General features: G+C 74.4%; 5 protein-coding genes. All 5 read right to left on the bottom strand.

Translation table 11 applies throughout. The annotated features are described in order from the left end of the window. Positions 1 to 88 precede the first annotated feature (88 nt). Positions 89 to 1,009, bottom strand: coding sequence for a VOC family protein (locus tag ABT247_RS31505; RefSeq protein WP_350749521.1), 921 nt, complete (start codon positions 1,007 to 1,009; stop codon positions 89 to 91). A gap of 153 nt (positions 1,010 to 1,162) precedes the next feature. Continuing rightward, positions 1,163 to 1,918: a YoaK family protein gene (locus ABT247_RS31500; protein ID WP_350749518.1), complete on the bottom strand. Its 756-nt coding sequence runs from the start codon at positions 1,916 to 1,918 to the stop codon at positions 1,163 to 1,165. After that, entirely contained in the window at positions 1,899 to 2,423 is a 525-nt protein-coding gene (locus ABT247_RS31495) for a DoxX family protein (RefSeq protein WP_350749515.1), read from the bottom strand. Before ABT247_RS31495 ends, ABT247_RS31500 begins: the two co-directional genes overlap by 20 nt. Positions 2,424 to 2,487: 64 nt before the next feature. Further along, the gene (locus ABT247_RS31490) at positions 2,488 to 3,150 is read right to left on the bottom strand and encodes a hydrolase (RefSeq protein WP_350749512.1); all 663 of its coding nucleotides are present in this window, start codon (positions 3,148 to 3,150) and stop codon (positions 2,488 to 2,490) included. Positions 3,151 to 3,337: 187 nt separating this feature from the next. Continuing rightward, positions 3,338 to 5,218: an amidohydrolase gene (locus tag ABT247_RS31485; protein ID WP_350749524.1), complete on the bottom strand. Its 1,881-nt coding sequence runs from the start codon at positions 5,216 to 5,218 to the stop codon at positions 3,338 to 3,340. Positions 5,219 to 5,275 lie beyond the last annotated feature (57 nt).

The following is a 5,275-nucleotide window of genomic DNA, read 5'->3' as shown; positions in this document are numbered from 1 at the left end:
ACCAGGAGCCGAACAGCGCGCGCTCGCGGTCCACCTGGAGCGGCAGCGGACGGGAGGCGCTGAGCAGCTCGCGCAGCGCACCGGCCGCTCAACGGTCGGTGTGGACCTCCGCGACGTAGCCGCCCGGGAACCGCACCACCGCGCTCTGCCGGCCGCCCGCCGCGACCGGTCCCCAGAGCACCGACGCGCCGGCGGCCTTCGCCCGTTCCAGGGTGGCGCCGAGGTCCGGCACGCCGTAACCGGTGAGTTCCCGTCCGAAGGGGTACGGCAGGTGACCGTCCATCACGGCGATGGTCGTGGTGCCGAAGCCGGAGGTCAGGCGCAGCAGCCGGTACGTGGTGCCGGGCAGGCCGATCGCGGCACCGTCGGCCCGCCGGTCGTCCGAGACGACGCGCCCCTGGGTGAAGGCGAGGTAGCTGCGCAGGAACGCGCCGACCGCGTCCGGCGACAGGTAGAGCCGGTTCTCCGGCACGCTGGCCAGGCCGGGGTAGGACGGCGGGGTGGTGTGCACGTAGAGCTGGGCGCTGACGCCACCGGGGAACTGGACGACGGCGTCCCGGCCGATCGGGTCGGCGAACGGCGCGACGGTCACCGCGGCGCCGTCCGCGCGGGCGGCGCGCACCGCCTGGTCGAGGTCGGTCACCAGCCAGCCGGTCCGCTCGGTGCCGAACGGGGACGGGACGGGCGTGGTGTAGTCGAACACCGACAGCGTGCCGACGGGGGAGAGCACCAGCTCGGACAGCGTCCGGCTGGGCGTCGGGGTCACCTGGGTGGCGTTCGGGCCGATCGTCGTGCCACCGAAGGTGGCGACCCAGCTGTGGACGAAGGCCTGCTCGGTGCCCGGCTCGACGTAGACGTGGGTGGAGTCGTACTGCGGGCCGACGGCGAACTGCCGGTGACCGGCCGGCTGCCGTGACGGGGCGTCCTGGGCCGCTGAGGCGGTGGGGACCGCCGTCAGTGCGGCGATCGCCGCCACCAGCGGCACCAGGCGGCGGAAGAGGCGTCGCACCGGTCGCGCCGGTCGCGCTGCGCGTTCCGGTCGTTCCGGTCGTTCTGGTCGTTTCACGGGGACCTCCCGGTCGTTGGCGCGCCCGGCGTCCGCTGAGGGCGGGCCGGGCGCGTGAGGGTCGTCGAATCGTGAGGGTTGTCGAATGAGGTGGGTTCAGGTCGTCGGCGGTGCCCAGGGGGCGTCTGCGGTCGAGACCCGCTGGGCGGTCAGCGCGGTGGCCAGGAGCAGCAGCGCCGCCAGCGCGAGGGCGGCGGCGGGCCGCCCGTGCAGGATCAGCGCCGCGCCGGTGAGGCCGCCGAGCAGCATCGCCAGCGCGGAGAGGATCCGCCGGCCCGGGCGCGGCGCCGCGCCGCCGGCCGCCGTGGAGTCGGCGGCCAGGCCGGTGAGGGTGAGGGTGAGCACGGTGGTGGTGAGGTCGGGCACGCCGAGCCGCCGGGCCACCGCGTTCTGCAGGCCCATGCCCAGCCCCAGCAGGACGATCAGCGGGTACTCGGCGCCGCCGCACGCGGTGGTCCCGCCGCCCCCGGCGGTCCCGTCGAGCGCGGCGGTGGTGGCCGCCGCCGTGAGGAGGACCGTCTGGACGCCGGCGGCCAGGGCCAGCAGACGTCCGCGGTGGGCGGCCACGCGGCTGGCGAGCCGTCCGCCGGCGAGCGCCCCGGCCAGGAAGGACGCCAGCGAGACCAGCGACGCCGTCACCGACAGCCCCGGGGCCCCCGCCAGGGCGAACCCCAGGAAGACCACGTTGCCGGTCATGTTGGCCACGAACACGTGCCCGAGGCCGAGGTAGCTCACGGCGTCGACCACCCCGGTGGCGACCGTCAGCAGCAGCATCAGCGGTGGCAGCGGGCCGTGCCGGTCGGCGCGCGGCGGCACGAGGGTCCGCAGGGCGTCAGCCAGCAGGGTGCGCACCGGGCGCCTTCCCCTCCGCCGTCGCCGGCCGGTGCAGGACGGCCCGGGTGAGCAGTCCGCTGGCCGGGCCGAGGACGATGCACGCGACCGACAGCCAGAGCGGCCAGGCGCCCGGACCGGCGGCGTGGTCGGCGGACCACCGGCCCGGGCCGGTGAGGGCGAGCGCCCCCGAGACGACGACCAGCACCAGCGGGTACTCGTAGCCGTCGTTCTGGACCCAGAGCCCGTGCGGCAGCTTGACGGTCATCGCCACCGTCATCACGCCCATGGCGACCATGGCCGCCAGCGGGGTGAGCGCACCCAGGGCCAGGAACAGGCCCGATCCGATCTGGCCGGCGCCCGCGGCGAGGGCGGTGAGCGTCCCGCCGGTGAAGCCGTCGTGCCGGAACTCCTCCGTGCCGCCCGCGAGGCCGTTCCCGCCCAGGCGGTGACTCACCTTCTGTACCCCGTGCCCGGCGATGAGCAGGCCCACCACCACCCGGAGGATCAGCAGTCCGGTATCCATCGTGTCCTGTTCCTGTCCCTGTCCCTGGTTCCGTTTCCTGACGCGGAGTCGGCGCGGGGCCGGCTCAGCCGGCGGCGTGCTCGCCGATGACGGCCTGGGCGTAGACGACCCCGAGGCCGTACGCGCCGGCGTGCTCCTTGACGATCTCCATCACGGCGCCGTAGGTCTCCGTCCGGGCCCAGTCGCGCTGGAGCTCCAGCAGCACCTGCACCCAGGTGACCGGCACGGCGCCGGCCTGCACCATCCGCTGGACGGCGTGCTCGTGGGCCTGCGGCGAGACGCCGCCGGAGGCGTCGGTGACGACGTAGACCTCGTAGCCCTGGTCGATCATGGACAGCACCGGCAGGACCAGGCAGACCTCGGTCCACAGGCCGGCTATGACGACCTTGCCCCGCCCGGTCGCCTTGACCGCCTCGACGACCGCCTCGTCCTCCCAGGCGTTCATCGAGGTGCGGTCGAGGATCTCGGCCTTGGGGAAGACCGCGGCGAGCTGCGGCAGCAGCGGGCCGGAGAAGGACTCGGCGGCCACGGTGGTCAGCACGGTCGGGACGTCGAAGGCCCGCGCGGCCTTCGCGAGGCCGACGGTGGCGTTGATGATCGCGGTGCGGTCGCCGCTGCCGGTGCCGAAGAACATCTGCGGCTGGTGGTCCACGAACAGCACGACGGCATTGTCCGGGGTGAGGAGGTCGGGGCTCGGGGTGGCGCTGACCTTGGTGAAGTCGACCATGACGGCTTTCCTTTCGGTGTTTCCGGTGTTTCCGGTGTTTCCGGGGTGTCCGGGTTTCCGCGTGTCCTGGTGTCCGGGTTTCCGGCGTTTCCGGATTCCTGGTGTTTCCGGCACTGCGGTGCGTGCGGTGGGGCCTCCGCGACCGCGGTGGTCGGCGGAGGGGTCTGGGGGAGCGGAAGCGCTCGGGTCAGAGCAGGAAGCAGGGGTCGAACGGCTGGGTGTGCGCCGTCGCGAGGCCGCGCTCGACGCGCCAGTGGCGGTGCAGCTCCGATTCGGCGACGACCTCGCCGAGCAGCTCGGCCTGCCGCGCGCCGGCCGCCGGGGCCGAACCCCGGCCGGAGGCCTGGTAGCCGCCGAAGCGGGCGACCGGGCTCCAGTCCGGGCTGACCGCCGGGAGTTCCTCGTCCATGCCCTCGTAGTCCGCCGCGGCGTGCACGATCCGGCCGCCGACGATCGTCAGCACGGACTCGATGTCCGGGATGTCCTGCTCGGGCACGGTGAAGTAGTCGTCCGACAGGACGGCCAGGTCGCCGTAACAGCCGGGCCGCAGCACGCCCTTGACGTCCTGCTCGCCGGTGAGCGCGGCGCCCGCCGTGGTGTACATCGCGAGTGCGGTCCGCCGGTCCACCCGGTTCTGCCGGGGCCGCAGCGCCGTTCCGCCGACGGTGCGGCCGGAGACCAGCCAGTGCAGGGCGACCCAGGGGTTGTAGGAGGACACCCGGGTGGCGTCGGTGCCGGCGGCCACGGTCAGGCCGCGGTCCAGCATCGCGCGGATCGGCGGGGCCTCGGCGGCGGCGCCGGGGCCGTAGCGGCGGGCGAACACCTCGCCCTGGAAGGAGAGCCGGTTCTGTACGGAGAGCGCTCCGCCGAGCGCCGCGATCCGGTCCAGGCTGTCCGGGGAGACGGTCTCGGCGTGGTCGAAGAGCCAGCGGTTCCCGGCGGGGAACAGCCCCTCGGCGGCGAGCTTCTCGAAGACCGCGAGGTCGCGCCGGATCGTCTCGTCGTAGGTCGCGTGCAGCCGGAAGCCCCAGCCGTGCTCCATCAGCAGACGGACGGCCTTCTCGAACTCTCCCTCGTAGGAGTCGAGTTCGGGGCGCGGTTCGGCGAAGTTCTCGAAGTCGGCGGCGGCCCAGGTGAGGTTCTCGCCGGCGCCGTTCAGCCGGAGCCACTCGTCGCCGTCGCCGGGGCGGACCGTCTCGATCCATCGGGTGAGGTCGGCGAGCTCCTGGCCCGGGGTCTGCGGGAAGAGGTGGTAGGCGATCCGCAGGGTGAGCAGTCCCTCGCGGGCGAGTTCCGTCACCGCGGCGTAGTTCTCCGGGAAGTTCTGGAACCCGCCGGCGGCGTCGATCGCGGAGGTCAGCCCGAAGCGGTTCAGCTCGCGCAGGAAGTGCCGGGTGGAGGTTCTGCGGTCCTCGCCCTCCAGGGCGGGGGCCTTGGCGAGGGTGGAGTAGAGGACCAGGGCGCTGGGGGCGGCCAGCAGCATGCCGTTGGGCTCGCCGCCGCGGCCGCGGACGATCCGGCCGCCCCTGGGGTCGGGGGTGTCGGCCGTGTAGCCCACGGCCCTGAGCGCGGCGCGGTTGAGGATCGCCGACTGGTAGAGGTGGAGGACGAACACCGGGGTGTCCGGCGCGGCCTCGTTGAGCTCGGCGGGTGTCGGCAGCCGCCGCTCGGCGAACTGCTCCGCCGACCAGCCGCCGACGACCCGCACCCACTGCCCCTTGGGGGTGCGGGCGGCCTGCTCCCGCAGCATCGCCAGGGCCCGGCGCAGCGAGGTCACGCCGTCCCAGCGCAGTTCGAGGACGTAGTTGAGGCCGCCCCGGATAACGTGCAGGTGGGCGTCGTTGAGCCCGGGCACCACGCGCCGCCCGAGGGCGTCCACCACGGTGGTGGCGGGCCCGATGAGCGGTGCGACGTCCGCGTCGGCCCCGACGGCGGTGATCAGGCCGTCGCGGATGGCGAGGGCGCCCGCCTCGGGGCGGCGGGCGTCCCCGGTGTGGATCTTCGCGTTGCGGACGACGACGTCGGCCGCGTTCTCGACGGCGCGGGGGACCAGCCCGCCGACCGGCATTGCAGGCACCTCTCCAGCCTCCTGGCACGGTGGGGGCCGCCGCCCGGTCGGGCGGCG

This window comes from Kitasatospora sp. NPDC001539 (assembly GCF_040298565.1).
Lineage (GTDB): Bacteria > Actinomycetota > Actinomycetes > Streptomycetales > Streptomycetaceae > Kitasatospora.
This window is presented reverse-complemented; position numbering and strand designations above follow the sequence as displayed.